Raw genomic sequence first — 17,946 nt, forward strand, 5'->3', positions numbered from 1 at the left:
TCAGGCCATCCGTTTCAGTTTGGGATCGAGTGCGTCGCGCAGCCCGTCGCCGAGCAGATTGATGGCGAGCACCGAGATCAGGATGGAAAGACCCGGCATCGTGACGATCCACCAGGCGCTGTCGATATAGTCGCGCGCCGAGGCCAGCATCGCGCCCCACTCCGCCGACGGCGGTTGCACGCCGAGACCGAGGAAGCCAAGCGCCGCGGCATCGAGAATCGCCGACGAAAAGCCCAGCGTAGCCTGCACGATCAACGGCGCGGTGCAGTTCGGCAGCACTTGCGAGAACATCAAGCGCAGCGTGCTCGCGCCTGCAACACGCGAAGCCGTCACATACTCTTTCTGCAATTCGCCCTGCGCCGAAGCACGCGTCAAACGCACATAGCCCGGCAACGCGACGATCGCGATCGCCAGCATCGTGTTGACGAGACCCGGACCGATGATCGCGACCACCGCTACGGCGAGCAGCAGCGAGGGCAACGCGAGCAGCACGTCCATGATGCGCATGATCGGCGTGTCGGCCCACTTCTCGAAGAATGCCGCGATCAGACCGAGCACGATGCCCGGAATCAGCGCCAGCACCACCGAGACGAAGCCGATCCAGAACGACAGACGCGCGCCGTACATCAGGCGCGAGAGGATGTCGCGGCCCGCTTCGTCGGTGCCGAGAATGAACTTCCAGTTGCCGCCGTCGAGCCAGGCGGGCGGAATCTTGACGAAGTCGCGATACTGCTCGATCGGGCTATGCGGCGCGATCAACGGCGCGAAGATCGCGATGAAGATCAACCCCAGCACGACGATGCCGGCGGCGACCGCGCCACGGTTACGTGAGAAATTCGCCCAGAATTCACGGGCGGCTATTGCGCGGCCACTGGGTGGCGTGACCGACTGGGGGACTGTGTTTTGAATGTCTGCCATGGCCAGTTACCTCGTATGGCGAATGCGCGGGTTCAGCACGCCGTACAACAGATCGACGACGAGGTTCACAACGATCACCAGCGTAGCGATCATCAGGATACCGCCCTGCACCACGGGATAATCACGCCGGCCAATCGCGTCGATCAGCCACTTGCCGATACCCGGCCACGAAAACAGCGTCTCGGTCAGCACCGCACCGGCCAGCAGCGTGCCGACCTGCAGGCCGATCACGGTCACGACCGGGATCAGCGCGTTACGCAACGCATGCACGATGATCACGCGCGCGGGCGACAAGCCTTTCGCGCGCGCCGTGCGGATGTAATCCTCGCGCAGCACTTCGAGCATCGACGAACGCGTCATGCGCGCGACGACCGCCAGCGGAATCGTGCCGAGCACGATGGCCGGCAGAATCAGATGGCTGAGCGCGGATTTGAATGCGCCTTCATCGGTGGACATGAATGCGTCGATCAGCATGAAGCCGGTCACATGCGGAATGTCGTATTCGACCGCGATGCGGCCCGACACCGGCGTCCAGCCGAGATCGACGGAAAAGAACATGATGAGGATCAAACCCCACCAGAAGATCGGCATCGAGTAGCCGGTCAGCGCCGTGCCCATCACGCCGTGATCGACCACCGTGCCGCGCCGGAGCGCCGCGAACACGCCGGCCGGCAGACCGACGATCAGTGCGAACAGCATCGCGCAGATCGACAGTTCGATGGTGGCCGGAAAGCGTGCGAGGAATTCGCCCATCACGCTCGTATTGGTGATGATCGAGGTGCCGAGGTCGCCGTGCAAGGCGCGGCCGACATAGTGGATGTACTGCATCGGCAAAGACTCGTCGAGTCCGAGACGATGCAGCGCGGCGGCATGCATGGCGGGATCGACGCCGCGCTCGCCCATCATCACTTCGATGGGGTCGCCCGGGATCAGGTGAATCAGCGCAAACGCGAGGATCGTGATGCCGATGAAGGTCGGTATCACCATGCCGATGCGGCGCAAAACGAAGCGGAACATGGTTCGTCCCTATGGTCTTGATGAAGAAAAAACGCAACCGGCGACGAGGGCTTGTGACCCCGGCCGCCGGACCATTTCGACCAGTTTTCTAACCGTGCGAAAAGCTACTGCGTAAGCTTGACTGTAGTACCTTTACTTGACGCTGACGCCGTCGAAGCGCGCATAGCCGAGCGGCTCGATACGCATGTCGATCACCTTCTTGCTGACAGGCTGGTACACGGTGGAGTGAGCGATCGGCGAGAACGGCAGTTGCTGCGCGAAAATCTGCTGCGCCTGCATGTAGGCCGTCGTGCGCGCACCCTGATCTGACGTGACGCGTCCCTTCTGGATCAGATCGTCGAACGGCTTGTAGCACCACTTCGAGAAGTTGTTGCCGTTCACCGCTTCGCAACCGAGCAACGTGCCGAGCCAGTTGTCCGGATCGCCGTTATCGCCGGTCCAGCCAATCAGCATCGTGTCGTCTTCGCCTGCGTGAGCGCGCTTGATGTATTCGCCCCATTCATACGTGACGATCTTCGCCTTCACGCCGATCTTGGCCCAGTCGGCCTGGATCATTTCCGCCATCAGACGGGCGTTCGGGTTGTATGCGCGTTGCACCGGCATCGCCCACAGCGTGATGTCGAAGCCGTTCGGATAACCGGCCTTGGCCAGCAGCGCTTTCGCCTTATCCGGATCGTAGGACGCGCCCTTCAGGTTTTTGTCGTACGACCATTGGGTCGGCGGCATCGGGTTCGTCGCGGCCTGGCCTGCGCCTTGATACACCGACTCGATGATCGCCTTCTTGTTGATCGCCATGTCGAGCGCCTGGCGCACTTCGACCTTGTCGACCGGCCTGTGCGACACGTTGTACGCGAGATAGCCGAGGTTGAAGCCCGGTTGCGACGGCATCGCGATATTCGCTTCAGCCTTCAGCGGCGCGATGTCGGCCGGCCGCGGATAGCTCATCACCTGGCATTCGTCGCGCTTGATCTTCTGCACGCGCACACCGGCGTCCGGCGTGATCGAGAAGATCAGCTTCGAGATCTTCACGTCGTTCGGCTTCCAGTAATCCGGATTGCCGTCGAAACGGATCGTCGCGTCTTTCGTGTAGCTGCGGAAGATGAACGGGCCGGTGCCGACCGGGAACTGGTTGATGTCGGCGGCCTTGCCGGCCTTCAGCAATTGATCGCCATACTCAGCCGATAGAATCGACGCGTATTCCATCGCCATGTTCTGGATGAACGGCGCGTTGACTTCCTTCAGCGTGAACTTGACCGTGTACGGATCGACCTTTTCGACGCTGGTGATCAGCTTGTCGAGGCCCATGTCCGTGAAATACGGGAATTGAACCGGGTATGCCTTACGGAACGGCTGATTCGTGTCCAGCATGCGCTGGAACGTGAACACGACGTCGTCCGCATTGAATTCGCGCGTCGGCTTGAAGAACGACGTGGTCTGGAATTTCACGCCATGGCGCAGATGGAACGTGTAGGTCTTGCCATCGGCGGAAACGTCCCACTTTTCGGCAAGGCCAGGCTCGACCTTGGTGCCGCCGCGCTCGAATTCGACGAGACGGTTATAGACGGTAAACGTATTCGCCGTGAAATCAGTACCCGTGGTGTATTGGGCCGGATCGAAACCCGCGGGACTGCCTTCTGAGCAGTAAACCAGGGTTTTATTCGGAATCTCGGCACGCGCGACACTTGCGCCCACCATCGATGCCGCTGCAGCTGCGACGAGCGTCGTAACACGCGCGGCGCGCAACAGATTGTTTTGCTTCATGTTTCCTCCAGGTTCGAGGCCGGCTGACGCCAGCGTAGCGCGATATTACTTGAGCTTGGCTCGCACCAACAAGCGGAGGAAAATACCCCCGTTGACGATAGGAAACAGATAAGGCATAAGAACGGCCGCACGCCGGCACTGGCCGGAACGTGCGGCGTTGGAGGCGGACCCGGCAAAAAAGCGCTCCGCGGACCGTTGCCGGCGGCTATTTCAGGCCGACACCCATGAATTGCGTCGGGCCGAACGGGTCGATCCTGAAGCCCGTGACGTCCTTGCTGATCGGCTGGTAAACCGTGGAGTGGGCGATCGGCGTGAACGGAACCTGCTGCTTGAAGATCTCCTGCGCTTCAATATAGTCCTTCGTGCGCTCAGCGAGATCGGTGGTGCCACGCGCTTTCCTGATCAGGTCGTCGAAAGGTTTGTAGCACCATTTGGAGAAATTGCTGCCCTTCACCGCATCGCAGCCGAGCAACACGCCAAGCCAGTTGTCAGGATCGCCGTAGTCCCCCGTCCAGCCGATCAGGATCGCCTCGTGCTCGCCAGCATGGGCGCGGCGGATGTACTCACCCCATTCGTACGTGGCGATCGTCGTCTTGACGCCGATCTTCGCCCAGTCGGCCTGCAGCATCTCAGCCATCAGGCGGGCGTTCGGGTTGTAGGGCCGCTGCACCGGCATGGCCCACAGCGTCAGGTCGAAGCCGTCCGGGTAGCCTGCCTCTTTCAGCAAGGCCTTGGCCTTGTCGATGTCGTAGGGCGCGTCCTTCAGGTTCTTGTCGTAGCCCCATTGGGTCGGCGGCATGGGATTCGTCGCGATTTGCCCGGCGCCCTGATACACCGACTCGATGATCGCTTTCTTATTGACCGACATATCCAGCGCGCGTCGCACCAGCACGTTGTCGAGCGGCTTTTTCGTCGTGTTGTAGCCAAGGATGCCCAGATTGAAGCCCACCTCGCTCGGCATGGCCAGCGCGGGGTCGGCCTTGATCTGCGGAATGTCCGCGGGACGCGGATAGCTCATCACCTGACATTCGCCGCGTTTCAGTTTCTGCAACCGCACCGCGGGATCCAGCGTGATCGAAAAAATCAGCTTGCCGACTTTCACGATGCCCGGTTTCCAATAATCCGGATTGCCGTCGAAGCGAATCGTGTCGTCCTTGGTGTAGCTGCGGAAAATGAAAGGTCCGGTGCCGACCGGATATTGGTTGATATCGGCGGCCTTGCCGGCCTTGAGTAGCTGATCCGTATACTCCGCCGACAGAATCGATGCGAACGGCATCGCGATCTGCTGCAGGAACGGTGCATCGACCTCTTTTAGCGTGAAACGCACCGTGTACGGATCCAGCTTCTCGACCTTGGCAATGTTCTTTGCCAGCCCGAGATCGGCGAAGTAGGGAAACGGCACCGGGTACGCCTTACGGAACGGCTGGTCCGGATCCAGCATCCGCTGGTAAGTGAAGACAACGTCATCCGCATTGAATTCGCGAGTGGGCTTGAAGAACGCGGTGGTCTGAAACTTCACGCCGTGCCGCAGGTAGAACGTGTATTGCAAGCCGTCCTGCGACACATCCCATTTCTCGGCGAGGCCCGGTTCGATATCGGTACTGCCGCGCGCGAATTCGACAAGACGGTTATAGACCGTGTAAGAAGCGGCGGTAAATTCAACGCTGGTGGTGTACTGCGCGGAATCGAAACCGGCCGGACTGCCTTCGGAGCAGAACACGAGGGTTTTGTCGGGCAAGCTGGCCGCGTCGGTAGCGGCCGGCGCGAGGCCCGCCGCGAGGACGGCGCACGCGCTCAGGACTGGCAGGAAGGTATGGCGAACTGCAAACAGCAATCGATGTACTGTCATCACGTTCTCCGCACAGCAGCCAGGTCAGCTGCACCTCGATCATAGATAGCGCAAAAATCGGCTTCAATGCGGGCTTACACGACAGAGGGGAAAACGCCTGGCGGCGCACATCTACTGCGATACAGCAAATACTTCATAGCGGCCTCACGCCCGGGATTTTCTGTACGCGATGGTTACGTGGCCTAACCGTGCGAGATAACTCGGCGAGACTGCCCGGTGCGAAAAAAAACCGCGCGGTTCGATCAACCGCGCGGTTTTTTACAACGCTGCCTGGTCAGGCTTCAGGCGGCCGCCCGGACATCAAGCGCCCAGCCGTTCGCAGATGGCCTTGGTCGCCGCCGCGCCATTGAGCGTATAGAAGTGCAGACCCGGTACTTTCGCGTCGATGAGACGCTGGCACAGGTCCGTCACCACATCCAGCCCGAACGCGCGAATCGACTCGCGGTCGTCGCCGAAGCTTTCCAGACGGCGCGCGATCCAGCGCGGCACTTCCGCGCCGCACATCTCCGAGAAACGCATCAGTTGCGAGAAGTTCGTGATCGGCATGATGCCCGGCACGATCGGCACGTCGACGCCAAGCTTGCGCGCGTCGTCGACGAAACGGAAATAGGCGTCCGCGTTGAAGAAATATTGCGTGATCGCCGAATTAGCGCCCGCCTTCACCTTGTGGGCGAAATTTTCCAGATCGTGACGCGGCGAGCGCGACTGCGGGTGGTACTCCGGATAGCCGGCCACTTCGACCCAGAACCAGTCGCCAAACTCGGCGCGAATAAAGCTCACAAGTTCCGACGCATAGCGCAGCTCGCCGACTTCGCCCATACCGGACGGCAAATCGCCGCGCAGCGCGACGATATGGCGAATGCCATGCGCGCGGTACTCGTTCAGGATCGCGCGCAGGCTCTCTTTCGACGAGCCGATGCACGATACGTGCGGCGCCGCTTCGAGCCCTTCCTTCGCCATATCGACGACGGTATCGAGGGTGCCCTGTTGCGTCGAGCCGCCGGCGCCGAACGTGACGGACACGAACTTGGGCTTGAGCGGTGCAAGCTGCGCGCGGGTGGCGCGCAGCTTGTCGACGCCTTCCTGCGTTTTCGGCGGGAAGAATTCGAATGAAAGTTCGATCGGGTTCATGATTCAGTAGATCAACCGATGCTGCGGTTGCCGAAAATAAGCGCGGACAGCAGCCACGAAACGATGCTGTACAGAATCGAACCGAAGAACGCGGACCAGAAACCCGACACTTCGAATCCCTTCAACAGCGACGCGCACAGCCAGAAGCACAGCGCATTGACCACCAGAATGAAGAGTCCGAGCGTGACGATCGTGACGGGCAGCGTCAGCAGAATCAGCACCGGTCGCAGGATCGTGTTGATCAACCCGAGCACCACCGCGACGATCAGTGCGGTGCCGAAACTGCGGATATGAATCGACGGTACGAGGTAGGTGATGATCAGCAGCGCGAGTGCGTTGATCAGCCAGGTCAGCAGCACGGTCATGTAGAGCTCCTTTGAGGCAGGATGTCCGTTTGAACGGAACGAGGCGGGCATGGCGAACAAAGCGGCGCTTTGCGCGCCGCCCTGTTGTCAAACTGTCATGCGTTGAAACCGCCTGCGTGCTTAATATTAGCTGGAAGCGGTTACCTGACCGCTACTTAGTAACGGTAGTGGTTCGGCTTGAACGGACCGTTCTTGTCGACGCTGATGTAGTTCGCCTGGTAGTCCGACAGCACCGTCAGTTCCGCGCCGATACGGCCCAGATGCAGACGCGCGACCTTTTCATCAAGGTGCTTCGGCAGCACATAGACCTTGTTTTCGTACTTGTCGCCGTGCACGAACAGTTCGATCTGCGCGATCGTCTGGTTCGTGAACGAGGCCGACATCACGAACGACGGGTGACCGGTCGCGCAACCCAGATTCACGAGGCGCCCTTCAGCCAGCAGGATCACGCGCTTGCCGTCCGGGAAAATGATGTGGTCGACTTGCGGCTTGATGTTTTCCCACTGGTACTTGCGCGTCGACGCCACGTCGATTTCCGAATCGAAGTGACCGATGTTGCAGACAATCGCGTTGTTGCGCATGGCCGCCATGTGATCGTGGCCGATCACGTGGTAATTGCCCGTTGCCGTAACGAAAATGTCAGCCTTGTCGGCGGCATATTCCATTGTCACCACGCGATAACCTTCCATCGCGGCCTGCAACGCGCAGATCGGATCGATTTCCGTGACCCACACCGTGGCGCCCAGACCGCGCAGCGATTGCGCGCAACCCTTGCCCACGTCGCCGTAACCGGCCACGACCGCGATCTTGCCCGCGATCATCACGTCGGTCGCGCGCTTGATCCCGTCGACCAGCGATTCACGGCAGCCGTACAGGTTGTCGAATTTCGACTTGGTGACCGAATCGTTCACATTGATGGCCGGGAACGGCAGGCGCCCTTCCTTTTCCATCTGATACAGACGATGCACGCCGGTCGTGGTTTCTTCCGTCACGCCCTTGATGTGCGCGAGACGCGTGGAATACCACACCGGGTCTGCGTCCAGATGACGGGCGATCGACTTGTACAGCGCGACTTCTTCTTCGTTTTCCGGCTTCGAGATCACCGAACGGTCTTTCTCGGCCTTCGAGCCGAGGATCAGCAGCAACGTGGCGTCGCCGCCGTCGTCGAGGATCATGTTGGCGAATTCGCCATTCGGCCATTCGAAAATGCGGTGCGAGAATTCCCAGTATTCGTCGAGCGATTCGCCCTTGAAGGCGAACACCGGCACGCCCCCCTCCGCAATCGCGGCGGCTGCATGGTCTTGCGTCGAGAAGATATTGCACGAGGCCCAGCGCACATCCGCGCCGAGTGCCGTCAAGGTTTCGATCAGCACGCCGGTTTGAATCGTCATGTGCAGCGAACCCGCGATGCGCGCGCCCTTCAGCGGCTGCGAGTTCTTGTATTCCTCACGCGTTTGCATGAGACCGGGCATTTCGGTTTCGGCGATGTTCAGTTCCTTGCGGCCCCAGGCTGCAAGCGACATATCGGCGACGAGGAAATCCTGCTTCTTGTTTGAATCGAGAACTGCGGCGTTCATCACGCCCTCCTTTCTAAAAAATTGACTAGAAATTTGACGTGAGCGCGGTTCGATGCGGTGGCTGGAAACGCGCAATGCGCATCCTGGCCATCCGATTGAAGCCTCCGAGCCTGGCGGGCGGCCGGCGAATAGCTGGATTCGCAGTACCCGTCGCAACGCTCCTCGAAGACGAACGGCGATTGTAGCAAATCAAGATGGCTTCGGGGTGACGCTGGCCGTGCGCAATTGTTCGATTCCCGCGCGGGCGGTTTCGACGAACTGCCTCGAAAACCGGAATGCTTCGGCCACATCGGCTGGGTCCGGAATCTGCATGCCCAGCGCGACACGGAAATAACGTTCGGCGTGAATCCCGGCGTGATAGTGCATGCGCACGCGCTTTGCATCGGTCAAGCGCCGGTTGCCGAAAAGCTCGCGCAACGCCCACGAAAACGCGCCGTCTTCGCCACCGATGCGGCGAAACGCGTCATCCATCGGAAAGCCACCGAGTGCGGCGTACGCCGCGCGGCGGATGATCAGGCTGCTCGGCACGGTATTGCTAAGTGTTGCAGCGTGCATCGCGAAGTCGGGATGGCCGGTGAGTTCGGCCGGAAAATTTGTGTAGTCGACGTCGAGCCGCACGGAGACGTCCTGCGGGTTCTGCGCCAGAAACGCGCTCGCGGCGGCTAATGCGCCGGGCAGGTATTCGTCGTCGGCATCGAGGAAAGCGAGCAGACCGTGAGCCGCATGCATCGCGCCCCAGTTGCGCGCGCGGGCCGGGCCGCCGTTGTGCGGCATTCGCAATAGACACACGCGAGGGTCGAGATTCCCATAGCGCACGGCCAGGTCGGCGGAGCTATCCGCGGAGTCATCGTCCACCACGATGATCTGCGCGGCTTCCGGCTGAGCGAGGCAACTCCGGAGTGCACGGGCGAGTGTCGCTGCGCCGTTGTAGCAGGGAATGATGATCGAGATGGGTGTCATGGACAGAGCGGGCGCTGCGGGCCGAACGGTAGAGAAACCGTCGATAGTAGCCCGCTTGTGGCGAAGCCCATCCTGGAAAGGCTGCAGCCCCGGACACCCCCGAATGGACCGCTCCGCAACATAAATACAATGACTTACAATCCTGAAATTCATTCCAAATTGGAATTCTGGAGCTTGAGATCGTGGAACTACGTGCGTTGCGGTATTTCGTCGAAGTAGTCCGTCAACAGAGCTTCACCGTCGCGGCCGAGCAGATGTTCGTCACGCAGCCGACCATCAGCAAAATGGTCAAGTCGCTGGAAGACGAAATCGGCTCGCCGCTGCTGTTGCGCGACGGGCGGCAGATGGTGCTGACCGATGCCGGGCGGATCGTCTATCAGCGCGGTCAGGACGTGCTGGCGGCACACGCGCAGTTGCAGGCCGAACTGAACGATCTCGACACGCTCGGCCGTGGCGAGTTGACCATCGGCATTCCGCCGATGGGCGGCTCGCTGTTCACGCCGGCCATCGCCGCGTTCCGTCAGCGCTACCCAAAAATCGAACTGAAGCTGTTCGAGCAGGGTTCGCGCGCGATCGAAACCGCGCTGATCCACGGCGAACTGGAGTTGGGCGGCGTGCTGCAACCGGTCGACCCGGAAAACATCGAAGTGCTGCCGATGACGCGGCAATTGCTCTGGCTGGTCGCGCGTACCGGCTCGCGCTGGGACGACCTGCACGAAGTGCCGCTCGCCGCGCTCGCCAACGAGCCCTTCGTGTTCTATGGCGAGAGCCTCGCGCTCAACGATGTCGTGCTGAATGCATGCCGCAGCGCCGGCTTTGCGCCGACCATTGTCGGGCGTAGTGGGCACTGGGATTTCATGGCGGCGCTGGTGCTGGCCGGCGTCGGGATTGCGCTGTTGCCAGCGCCGTATTGCCGGCGCCTCGACGCGGCGCAGTTTACTTGCCGGCCCGTGGTGGAACCGGAAATTCCGTGGGAAATGGCGATCGGCTGGCGCCGCAACGGCTATCTGTCGCACGCGGCTCGCGCCTGGCTGGACGTGGCTCGTGAGACGCTGCCGGGCCAAGCCGGCGACGATTTCATGCTGGGACCGGGCATCGGCATGAGTGGCATTGCGGCACCTGTTCAGACGCCGCCGTCACGCGTGTAGCCACTGCAAACGCGGCCGCCGCCTATGCAGCCGGTCAGACGACAACATGCCGCCGGCACGAGGCGGGCGGCATGTTTTTCAGGTTCACCTCAGCGGCTCACCCGGAACGGGTAACGTTAATCGCGAACGCTCAACGAACACCGTCATACGCCGTTACTGCCGCGCGACAAACTCGATGCGGCGGTTGGCAAAACGGCCGCTCGCCGTGTCGTTGCTCGCAACCGGATGCGCGTCGCCGTAACCTTGCGCGACCAGCGAATCCGCCGGCACGCCGGTCTTCACGAGATACGCGCGAACTGCTTCGGCGCGCTTCTTCGACAGTTGCAGATTGGCTTGCGCGCCGCCGACATTATCCGAATAGCCGGCCACTTCGAGCCTGGCCGTCTTGCCGTTGCGCGCACAGGCGTTCAGCACCTGCGCCGACTGATTCAGATCTTCAACCGCCGAGGCCGGCACACGGGCACTGGCGCTCGCGAAATTGATCACCTGCAGATTCAGCACTTTGACGACGTCCGCCGCCGCGCACGAGCTATCCGGCGTGAGCAGGTTCTTGATCGCGCCGCGGAAGTTCTCGGTTGCGTTGGCGACGGCCTGTTCGACGTTGAACGAACCGATCTGATACGACCCACCAAACAGCGACTTCAGCTTGTCGAGCCAGCCGAGCTTCGCATTTGCCGCGCTACCGCTCAGTTCGATGCGCGCACCGTCCACTTTCACCTCGGCGCCCGGCAACGCCATCAGCGGCAGCAAGCCGTCCAGATGAGCAAGCCAGTCGGCCGGCCGGGTGTCCTGATCGACCGTGATGTTCGCGACGAAACCATCCGTGCCGAAGCGCTTTGTGAGCGCCTCGATCAGTTGGTTCTTTTCGGCTTCGCTGCCGACCGTGCTGGTAAGCGTCGGTTTGCCTGCAGCGTCGACTGTGAAGCTGAGCTGGCTGTCGCTGGTCGGCGCCGGCGCGGCAGCGGGTTGCTGCGCTTCGCTGGCGGCGCTGGCTTGAGTCGCCGAAGTAGCCGAAGCCGCCGCAGCCGACGCTGCGACCGGTGCGGACGCGGGCTGCGCGGTTGCAGCGGCTTGCTCGCCGCTGCGCTCGCTGCTTTGTTCGCTTCGTTGCCCGTCGCGTTGCTCATTGTGGCAACCGCGCAGGAACAGGAACGCCAGTACCGCGGCAATCGCCGCGAGCAGCCACCACAGCCCCTTGTGCGAGCGGCGCTCTTCACGCACCACGGCGTCGGCCGGCACGCGGACGTTCGGCAAGGCCTCAGCCACCGGCCGGGCCGCAGGCGTCGGATGATCGATATGCGACGAGACAGCTTTCAACTGCGACAGGATATTGCCGGTGAACGCGCCGAGTCCGCTCAGGCCAAGGCCGGTCATCAGACGGTCGTTCAGGTACGGCGCAATGGCCGGCAGTTGATGACCCAGCAAGGTCGGCAGTTGGCCGACGTTGCCCTGACCTTCGAGGAAATGCTGCTTCAGCAGACCCAGCAGCGTGGCGCCGACGATACCCGTCATCGCATGCGTTGCATGCGCGGGCACGCCGGTTTGGGCGGCCACTTCATCGCTAAGCGTATCGACGCGGCGATCGAGCGCGCGCTCGAGCAACTGGCGCCCCACGCCTTCGAGCTGGCTCACGCCGGTGGTGCTGCCGATCAATTGCGGCAACTGCTCGGCGATGTGGCCGTTCACCTCAGGCGAGAGGATCGTTGCGAACAGCGAACGCGCGCCGTCGAGCGTCGCGCCCTTTTGCATCAGCCCGGCGACCAGCGCGGGGCCGGTTGTCGCAAGCACCTTCTGGGTCGCATCCGGTGGCAGCCCGAAGCGGGCCGCCAACTGTCGCACGACCCCGTCCGTCAACGCGGACTGAATCAGCTGAATCACATTGATACTCATCGCTTCGCTTCCTTGAGTTCCCGAACGCATCACCTGACGCGCTCTTTTTCGCGGCGCGATTATAGGTTTGGGGAAATCTCATAAACGAAGTGACACAATTTATGACGAATTAGCCGACGTTCGCCTAAATATTCTTATATTTACGATCCAAATTAGGGCGATTGATGCGACATCAAGCCGCCACGCCGGCGACGCCAGGCGATGCCATCGCGGGCGCCGTTTGCCCCTCGCGCCGGCTCGCCGCGATCAGTTCGGCAGCACGCTCGCCGATCATCACGGTCGGCGAATTCGTGTTGCCGCCGATCAGCGTCGGCATTACGGACGCATCGACGATCCGCAGTCCCGTCACGCCGCGCACCCGCAACTGCGGATCGACCACCGATCGCGCATCGCCGCCCATCCGGCAGGTCGCTACCGGGTGATAGATCGTGTCGGCATGTTCGGCGATGGTCTGGCGCAACGACTCCTCGCTCTGGCCGGAATGCGTGTAGAGCTCCTTGCCGCCGTGCAGCGCCAGCGAGGGCGCGTCCAGAATGCGCCGCGCCATCTGCGCGCCTTCCACCAGCAGATCGAGATCGCGTGAGTCGCTGAAAAACCGCGGGTCGATCACCGGCGCGGTGCGCGCGTCGGCGCTCGCGAGCGTCACCGTGCCGCGGCTATACGGCCGCAACACGCACACGTGCAGCGAATAGCCGTGGCCCCAGTGCATATGGCGGTTATGGTCGTCGACAATCGCTGCGCAGAAATGCAGTTGCAGATCCGGGCGATCGAGCGTCGGACGGCTCTTCAGGAACCCGCCGGCTTCGGCGACATTGCTCGACAGCATGCCGGTTCCATGCCGCATGAAGGTCACGAATTGCGGCAGCATCCGCGCGATGCCGCGAATCGAAAAGCCAGTCGGCTCAATCGACGACACCCGCTTGTTGATCGTGAAGTCGACGTGATCGATCAGGTTCTGGCCGACCTCGGGCGCCTCATGCAGCACGGGTATGCCCAGCGATTGCAGATGTGCCGCCGGGCCGATCCCCGAGCACATCAGCAATTGCGGTGAGTTGAACGCACCCGCCGCCAGCACGACTTCGGCGCGCGCTTCCAGGGTTTCCGTACGGCCGCCTCGCACGATTTCTACGCCGCGCGCGCGTTTACCGTCGAAGGTCACGCGCAGCACCGTCGCATCGGCGATGGTATGGAGATTGGGACGCTCGCGATCGTAGACATAGGCGCGCGCGACGCTGCAGCGTCGTCCGTCGCGCTGCGTCACCTGATAGAAGCCCACCCCTTCCTGATCCGCGCCGTTGAAGTCGTTATTCGGTTTGTAGCCGGCCTCCATCGCGGCCTGCACGAAACGCTTCGAAAACGGATTGCGGTAACGCAGATCGGACACCGTCAACGGACCGTCGGCGCCGTGCCACGCATCGGCGCCACGCTCGTTGCCCTCGGCGCGGCGGAAATACGGCAGCACCTCGGCCCACGACCAGCCTTCGCAGCCGAGTTGCGCCCATTCGTCGTAATCGAGCGGATGGCCGCGCGTATAGATCATCGCGTTGATCGCGCTCGACCCACCGAAACCGCGCCCGCGCGGCTGATAGCCCTGGCGGCCGGCGAGCCCCGGCTGGGGCGTCGTCAGATAGCCGTAGTTGGTCTTGAGTTTGTGCGGCACGACGGCCGCCACGCCCACCGGCATGTTCACGAACAGATTGCGGTCCGTATGCGGTCCGGCTTCGATCAGGGCGATCGTCGCGTCCGGGCAGCTATCCGCCAGACGGCTCGCGAGCGAACAGCCGCCCGAGCCCGCACCGACGATGATGTAGTCGTATTGCATCCGCGCCTCCTGTTGGGACCGCATTGCTGGCGGCTCCTGTCTCGTGCACACTTGTCTACGTGTGTTTCATCGGCATTGTAGGGAGCGTTCGGGCGCGGCGGCGGGTTCCTGTCAGAGCGATCCCTCTAAACGAAAAGACGCCCGCGACCCTATGATGAAAGACGCGCATGCGCCCGCCAGGCCGCTGCGCACGGCATTCAAACACGGCGCCCCGCGCGCCGTCCTCTGAGCGTGCGGCACGACACGCCGCGATAAAACAGCCCGCTGTCGCAGAGCGACGGCGCGCATCCGGTGAACGGAGACAGCAGATGGAACGGCATAGCTTCGGCCCCACCCACGACGTGACGAATCAGGCGCCGCCGCTCGCGAACTACAACCTGTTTGCGAGCGACGTGGCGTTGTCCGCCGCCCTCGACCGCGACGGGGCCGCGTGGCATCGTGAGGCGTTGCAGCGGCACGGCGCGGCACTCACCATACCCGAGACACTCGCGCTCGCCGAACTGGCGAACCGCCACACACCCGAGCTTTTCACGCACAGCCCACGCGGCGAACGCATTGACGCACTGGAGTTTCATCCTTCGTGGCATACGCTGCTGTCGCTGTTGCGTCGTGAAGGCCTGCATGCGCTGCCGTTTTCGGATCCGCAAGCCGGCGCAATGGTTGCGCGCTGCGCAGGCTACTTCCTGCATGCCCAACTCGAATCAGGCTCGCTCTGCCCGCTGACGATGACCTTCGCCAGCATCCCCGTTCTGCAACGCGAACCCGCGTTGTTCGACACCTTGCGCGACAAGCTTTACGCCCGCGAACACGATCCCCGCGACGTGCCGCTCACGCAGAAAAATTCGGCGATGATCGGCATGGGGATGACCGAAAAACAGGGCGGCTCGGACGTGCGCAGTAACCAGACCCGTGCGTACGCCACGCGCGGCAGCGGCCGTGGGGCGGAATACCGCCTGGTCGGCCACAAATGGTTTTTCTCCGCGCCGCAGTGCGACGCGCATCTGGTGCTCGCCCGCACCGACGACCACGAAGGCCTCTCCTGCTTCTTCGTGCCGCGCTTCGCACCGGACGGCAGCAAGAACGCCGTGCAGATCCAGCGTCTGAAAGACAAACTCGGTAACCGTTCGAATGCCAGCAGCGAGGTCGAATTCTTCGATGCGTTCGGCGTCATGATCGGCGACGAGGGCCGCGGCGTGCCGACGATCATCGAAATGGCGAACTACACGCGGCTCGATTGCGTGATCGGCAGCGCGGCCTTGATGCGCGCGGCGCTGGTGCAGGCGATTCACCATGCGCGGCATCGCAGCGCCTTCGGCCGGCATCTGGCCGATCAGCCGCTGATGCGTAACGTGCTCGCCGACCTGGCGTTGGAATCGGAAGCCGCGACGATCCTGTTCATGCGGCTCGCACGCGCTTTCGAAGCGTCGGCGGATGCGTCGGCGGCCGCGCCCGCCGAGCGCGCATGGCGCCGGATCGTCACGCCGGCCGCGAAATACTGGGTCTGCAAGCGCGCGCTGGAATTCACCGGCGAGGCGATGGAAGTATGGGGCGGCAACGGCTACGTCGAAACCGGCCCGATGGCGCGCTTCTATCGTGAAGCGCCTGTGAATTCGATCTGGGAAGGCTCGGGCAACGTGATGTGTCTCGACGTGCTGCGCGCCATGGAGCGCGAGCCCGACGCGGCGCAAGCCCTGTTCGCCGCATGGCAAGCGGATGCGCACGGGCACCCCGCTTTGAGCGCCGCACTCGGCAAGCTCGCGACCACGCTCAGCGGCCCCGCCGAACATCGCGAAGGGTCCGCGCGACGGATCGCGCAGCAGATCGTGCTGATCGCGCAAGCCACTTTGCTGCTCAAGCATGCGCCGGCGGAAGTCGCCGAGGCCTTCATCGCGACACGTCTCGGCGACGGCTGCGGCGAGAGCGGCCGTGTGTACGGCACGCTGCCGGCGACGTTCGACCACGCGGCAATCATCGAAAGGGCATTTCCCGCCTGAAGCGAAGCGGACCGCCCGGCACCAAACCGACAACACATCAATAAGCGCGACTCAACGCGCACCATTATCCATCAGGGAGTGGACATCCATGAAGAACGATTTACCCGAAGTCGCCGCGCTCGAAGCGCTGCTACGCGATCAGCGCCATGCGTATTTGCGCGCGCCGTATCCGTCGTGGGAAACCCGTGCGGGACATCTGAAAGCGCTGCGCAAAGTCATGCTCGACAATCGCGATGCACTCGCCGACGCGATGAGCGCCGACTTCGGCAATCGCGCCAAACAGGAAGTGCTGCTCGCGGAATTCCTGCTGGTGAAAGAGGAGATCGACGCCGCGCTCAAACACGGCAAACGCTGGATGAAAGCGCAGCGCCGCAGCACCAGCAAATGGCTGATGCCGGCGCGCGCGAAAGTCGTGCCGCAGCCGCTCGGCGTGATCGGCATCATCGTGCCGTGGAACTATCCGGTGCTGCTCGCCGCCGGTCCGCTGATCAGCGCACTGACGGCCGGCAATCGCGCCATCATCAAGATGTCCGAATTGACGCCACGTACCTCGGCGCTGTTCGAGCAACTGATCGGCCAGACCTTCGCTCGCGAACACGTCGCCGTGGTGAATGGCGACGCCGCATTCGCCGCCGCGTTCAGCTCGCAACCGTTCGACCACCTGCTGTTCACCGGTTCCACCAAAATCGGCCATGAAGTGATGCGCGCCGCCGCCGAACATCTGACTCCGGTCACGCTCGAACTCGGCGGCAAATCGCCGGCCATCATCGGTCAGCACGCGCGCTTCGACAACGCGGTGGACAACCTCATCGCCGGCAAAACGCTCAACGCGGGACAGACCTGCGTCGCGCCGGACTACGTGCTGGTGCCGCGTGGCAAGGAGCAGGCGTTCATTGAACGGGCGCGCGCGCGAATGGCGAAGGTGTACCCCGATTTTGCGCACAACCTCGATTACACATCGATCATTTCGGAGCGGCACTTTGCACGCTTGCAGCGCCTTGCCGACGAAGCACAGGCCGCCGGCGCGCAGCTGCACACGCTCACCGACAGCACGCCGGACGAGGCAAGCCGCCGCTACCCACTGATCGCCGTCACGAATGCCCCGGAAGAGAGCGCGTTGATGCAGGAGGAAATCTTCGGCCCGCTGCTGCCGATCGTCCCCTACGACACACTCGACGACGCGATCGCGTGGATCAACGCGCGTCCGCGTCCGCTCGCGCTGTATCTCTACGCCGACGACAGCGCGACGATCGAACGCGTCACACGCGACACCATCGCGGGCGGCATGGCGATCAACGAAACGCTCATGCATCTGGCGTGCGAAAGCCTGCCGTTCGGCGGCGTCGGTGCAAGCGGGATGGGGGCGTATCACGGTTACGAAGGCTTCGTGAATTTCTCGAAGATGAAGCCGGTGCTGACGCAAGCGCGCCTGAATGCGCGCGGCTGGATCTCGCCGCCGTACGGCAAGCGGGTGAACGCGCTGCTGAAGTTGATGCTGCGGTTTTGATGCGACG

13 protein-coding genes and 1 riboswitch are annotated in these 17,946 nt (G+C 62.5%); of the genes, 3 read left to right on the forward strand and 10 right to left on the reverse strand.

What is annotated here, in order from left to right; genetic code table 11:
• The 8 genes from AC57B6_RS15200 to AC57B6_RS15235 form a co-directional block, all read right to left on the reverse strand.
• Nucleotides 1–918 carry an ABC transporter permease subunit gene (locus AC57B6_RS15200; RefSeq protein ID WP_028198548.1) on the reverse strand — a complete coding sequence of 306 codons (918 nt, stop codon included), beginning with the start codon at nucleotides 916–918 and terminating at the stop codon, nucleotides 1–3.
• A 6-nt stretch (nucleotides 919–924) separates the two neighbouring features.
• On the reverse strand, nucleotides 925–1,935 hold the full coding sequence (locus AC57B6_RS15205; protein WP_028198547.1) for an ABC transporter permease subunit: 1,011 nt from the start codon (nucleotides 1,933–1,935) through the stop codon (nucleotides 925–927).
• A gap of 132 nt (nucleotides 1,936–2,067) precedes the next feature.
• Nucleotides 2,068–3,696 carry an ABC transporter substrate-binding protein gene (locus tag AC57B6_RS15210; RefSeq protein WP_496421650.1) on the reverse strand — a complete coding sequence of 543 codons (1,629 nt, stop codon included), beginning with the start codon at nucleotides 3,694–3,696 and terminating at the stop codon, nucleotides 2,068–2,070.
• A 205-nt stretch (nucleotides 3,697–3,901) separates the two neighbouring features.
• The gene (locus AC57B6_RS15215; protein WP_028198545.1) at nucleotides 3,902–5,545 is read right to left on the reverse strand and encodes an ABC transporter substrate-binding protein; all 1,644 of its coding nucleotides are present in this window, start codon (nucleotides 5,543–5,545) and stop codon (nucleotides 3,902–3,904) included.
• Nucleotides 5,546–5,845: 300 nt separating this feature from the next.
• Nucleotides 5,846–6,676: a methylenetetrahydrofolate reductase [NAD(P)H] gene (metF, locus tag AC57B6_RS15220; RefSeq protein WP_028198544.1), complete on the reverse strand. Its 831-nt coding sequence runs from the start codon at nucleotides 6,674–6,676 to the stop codon at nucleotides 5,846–5,848.
• A gap of 11 nt (nucleotides 6,677–6,687) precedes the next feature.
• On the reverse strand, nucleotides 6,688–7,041 hold the full coding sequence (locus tag AC57B6_RS15225) for a phage holin family protein (RefSeq protein WP_028198543.1): 354 nt from the start codon (nucleotides 7,039–7,041) through the stop codon (nucleotides 6,688–6,690).
• Nucleotides 7,042–7,196: 155 nt separating this feature from the next.
• Nucleotides 7,197–8,618: an adenosylhomocysteinase gene (ahcY, locus tag AC57B6_RS15230; protein WP_028198542.1), complete on the reverse strand. Its 1,422-nt coding sequence runs from the start codon at nucleotides 8,616–8,618 to the stop codon at nucleotides 7,197–7,199.
• 33 nt (nucleotides 8,619–8,651) lie between these two features.
• A riboswitch (S-adenosyl-L-homocysteine riboswitch) is annotated at nucleotides 8,652–8,788 on the reverse strand.
• Nucleotides 8,789–8,807: 19 nt separating this feature from the next.
• Nucleotides 8,808–9,578 carry a glycosyltransferase family 2 protein gene (locus tag AC57B6_RS15235; RefSeq protein WP_496421651.1) on the reverse strand — a complete coding sequence of 257 codons (771 nt, stop codon included), beginning with the start codon at nucleotides 9,576–9,578 and terminating at the stop codon, nucleotides 8,808–8,810.
• Between the two features lie 182 nt (nucleotides 9,579–9,760).
• Here AC57B6_RS15235 and AC57B6_RS15240 point away from each other — a divergent pair, with 182 nt between their 5' ends.
• On the forward strand, nucleotides 9,761–10,726 hold the full coding sequence (locus tag AC57B6_RS15240; RefSeq protein WP_028198540.1) for a LysR family transcriptional regulator: 966 nt from the start codon (nucleotides 9,761–9,763) through the stop codon (nucleotides 10,724–10,726).
• Nucleotides 10,727–10,879: 153 nt separating this feature from the next.
• Here AC57B6_RS15240 and AC57B6_RS15245 read toward each other — a convergent pair whose 3' ends face one another.
• Both AC57B6_RS15245 and AC57B6_RS15250 read right to left on the reverse strand, forming a co-directional pair.
• The gene (locus AC57B6_RS15245; RefSeq protein WP_496421652.1) at nucleotides 10,880–12,616 is read right to left on the reverse strand and encodes an OmpA family protein; all 1,737 of its coding nucleotides are present in this window, start codon (nucleotides 12,614–12,616) and stop codon (nucleotides 10,880–10,882) included.
• A 172-nt stretch (nucleotides 12,617–12,788) separates the two neighbouring features.
• Nucleotides 12,789–14,438 carry a GMC family oxidoreductase gene (locus tag AC57B6_RS15250; RefSeq protein ID WP_496421709.1) on the reverse strand — a complete coding sequence of 550 codons (1,650 nt, stop codon included), beginning with the start codon at nucleotides 14,436–14,438 and terminating at the stop codon, nucleotides 12,789–12,791.
• A 308-nt stretch (nucleotides 14,439–14,746) separates the two neighbouring features.
• Here AC57B6_RS15250 and AC57B6_RS15255 point away from each other — a divergent pair, with 308 nt between their 5' ends.
• On the forward strand, nucleotides 14,747–16,432 hold the full coding sequence (locus AC57B6_RS15255; protein ID WP_496421653.1) for an isovaleryl-CoA dehydrogenase: 1,686 nt from the start codon (nucleotides 14,747–14,749) through the stop codon (nucleotides 16,430–16,432).
• Nucleotides 16,433–16,520: 88 nt separating this feature from the next.
• Nucleotides 16,521–17,939 carry a coniferyl aldehyde dehydrogenase gene (locus tag AC57B6_RS15260; RefSeq protein WP_183804279.1) on the forward strand — a complete coding sequence of 473 codons (1,419 nt, stop codon included), beginning with the start codon at nucleotides 16,521–16,523 and terminating at the stop codon, nucleotides 17,937–17,939.
• Nucleotides 17,940–17,946 lie beyond the last annotated feature (7 nt).

The organism is Paraburkholderia sp. BGA-UO-ETr-F12 (assembly GCF_059567945.1).

Bases quoted from the DNA above. Each gene is read 5' to 3' on its own strand.
- AC57B6_RS15200 (WP_028198548.1), bottom strand. From the start codon at position 918: ATGGCAGACATTCAAAACACAGTCCCCCAGTCGGTCACGCCACCCAGT.
- AC57B6_RS15205 (WP_028198547.1), bottom strand. From the start codon at position 1,935: ATGTTCCGCTTCGTTTTGCGCCGCATCGGCATGGTGATACCGACCTTC.
- AC57B6_RS15225 (WP_028198543.1), bottom strand. From the start codon at position 7,041: ATGACCGTGCTGCTGACCTGGCTGATCAACGCACTCGCGCTGCTGATC.
- AC57B6_RS15235 (WP_496421651.1), bottom strand. From the start codon at position 9,578: ATGACACCCATCTCGATCATCATTCCCTGCTACAACGGCGCAGCGACA.
- AC57B6_RS15250 (WP_496421709.1), bottom strand. From the start codon at position 14,438: ATGCAATACGACTACATCATCGTCGGTGCGGGCTCGGGCGGCTGTTCG.
- AC57B6_RS15260 (WP_183804279.1), top strand. From the start codon at position 16,521: ATGAAGAACGATTTACCCGAAGTCGCCGCGCTCGAAGCGCTGCTACGC.
- AC57B6_RS15255 (WP_496421653.1), top strand. From the start codon at position 14,747: ATGGAACGGCATAGCTTCGGCCCCACCCACGACGTGACGAATCAGGCG.
- AC57B6_RS15210 (WP_496421650.1), bottom strand. From the start codon at position 3,696: ATGAAGCAAAACAATCTGTTGCGCGCCGCGCGTGTTACGACGCTCGTC.
- ahcY (WP_028198542.1), bottom strand. From the start codon at position 8,618: ATGAACGCCGCAGTTCTCGATTCAAACAAGAAGCAGGATTTCCTCGTC.
- AC57B6_RS15215 (WP_028198545.1), bottom strand. From the start codon at position 5,545: ATGACAGTACATCGATTGCTGTTTGCAGTTCGCCATACCTTCCTGCCA.
- AC57B6_RS15245 (WP_496421652.1), bottom strand. From the start codon at position 12,616: ATGAGTATCAATGTGATTCAGCTGATTCAGTCCGCGTTGACGGACGGG.
- metF (WP_028198544.1), bottom strand. From the start codon at position 6,676: ATGAACCCGATCGAACTTTCATTCGAATTCTTCCCGCCGAAAACGCAG.